We start from the raw sequence: 1,882 nt of genomic DNA on the forward strand, positions 1-1,882 counted from the left end.
CCACGCCAGGCCCGCGAGCACACGAGGCGGGCCGGCCGGGAGATCGACGTGCCGGTAGTGGCTTCCTGCCGCGTCGAGCAGCGCCCGTGCCCGCGCCAGATCACCGAGCCGTCGGACGGCCGCCGCCTGGCCGACCATGGCGTCAGCCGACAGCCACGGGTTGACGCTGCACCCGATCGCCTCCTGGTAGAGCCCGTCGGCTGCGGCGTCGTCACCTTGCCTGGCCCGCAGCGCGGCCAAAGCGACCAGGCTGAACGGCACCTGCAGAGGCTGGCCGGTGGCCCGGCAGCGCTCCAGCAGCGCCTCGTAGGCTGCCGCGGCAGCATCAAGGTCCCCCCGGGCCTCGGCGATGCTGGCCAGGGCGTTCAGCGGAGTGACGACCACCAGGACCTCTCCCTCGGCGTCGAAGCGCTCGAGGCTCGAACGGGCGGCTGGCTCCGCGTCCTCCAGCCGCCCCAGCGACACCAGGTTCCAGGCGACTATCAAGTCGTGGATCGCGAGGAGCCAGCCGTCGCGAGCTGGTTTCAGCAGATCCCGTGCCTCGCCCAGGGTTTCGAGTGATCGCCGGAACTGGTGCGCGAACCCCAGTACCGTCGCGCAGAGCACCAGCGCCTCCGTCAGGCGACCCCGGTCACCGCCGGCCCTCAGCGCGACGACGGCCTCCTCGCATTCAACGACGCCCGCCGCCGGGCTGGACGACATGCCCACGCAATAGCCGTGCCAGACGTGGGCGGTCGCTCCCAGGCCGGGATGGCGCTGCCCGCTGGCGCCGAGCGCATCACCGAGCCAGCGGGCTCCTTCGGCGAAGTCGCCGTTAATGAACCACAACCAGGCTATGCCTGACGTGAGCGACAGCGCCGCATCAGCGTTCCCGTTGCTGATGAACCAGTCGAGCGCGGCCCGCAGGTTACCCGACTCCGAGGCCAGACGATCCCGCCATATCGGCCCGGTGGCGCCGCGCAGGCCATCGTGCGCCTCGGTGGCCATCTGCCGGTAATAGGAGCCGTGCCTGGCGTGCATCGCGTCAGCTTCGCCGGATTCCCCGAGGCGGTCCCGGCCGTACTGCCACAGCGTCTGGAGCTGGCTGAACCGGGCTTCACCACCGGCACCGGCACCGGGGCCAGTGACGAGGGACTTGTCGACCAGCCGGCTCAGCACATCGAGGATCTCACCGGCCGGGACCTGGTCGTCGGCGCAGATGGCTTCGGCTGCGGCGAGATCGCAGCCGCCGGTGAAGGCGGCGAGCCGGGCGAACAGGCGGCGTTCGTCCTCGAACAGCAGGTCGTAGCTCCAGTCCACCACTGCCCGCAGGGTTTGCTGGCGGGGCAGGGCGGTGCGGGCGCCGCCGGTGAGCAGCCGGAAGCGGTCGTCGAGCCGTTCCGCCACGGTGGCCAGCGGCAGCGCACGGAGCCGGGCGGCGGCGAGCTCGACGGCCAGGGGCAGGCCGTCCAGCCGGCGGCAGATGTCCTCGATGACATCGCTGGCCGGCCCATCCGCGAGGAAGCCGGGCTGCACGGCCCGGGCGCGGTCGGCGAACAGCTCCACGGCGGCCGGGATGGCCAGGCCGCCCACCGGCACCAGGACTTCCCCAGGTATGCCGAGCGCCTCACGGCTCGTGGCGATCAGCCGGAGACCCGGCACGGCCCCGGCGAGGGTGTCGGCCAGCGCGGCCGCCTCGGCGATGACGTGCTCGCAGTTGTCCAGGACAACGACCAGCGACCGTCCGGCCAGGTGGCGCACGATGAGCTGCACAGCCGATCCCGGAGGCTGAGGGCTCCTGAGCGCAGACGCCACCGCGCCGAGCGCGCCGGCCACGGCCGGCCCAACCCCGTCGGGCGCGGCGACGCTGGCGAGCTCGACGAGCCAGGCGCCGTCTTGGTAC

1 protein-coding gene is annotated in these 1,882 nt (G+C 72.6%); it reads right to left on the bottom strand.

The window, feature by feature from the left end; all coding sequences use genetic code 11:
* Positions 1 to 1,882, bottom strand: a 1,882-nt coding sequence (locus tag WA805_RS10130; protein WP_425242214.1) for an ATP-binding protein, incomplete at both ends; no start/stop codon positions are given.

Source organism: Trebonia sp. (assembly GCF_049794275.1).
Classification (GTDB): domain Bacteria; phylum Actinomycetota; class Actinomycetes; order Streptosporangiales; family Streptosporangiaceae; genus Trebonia.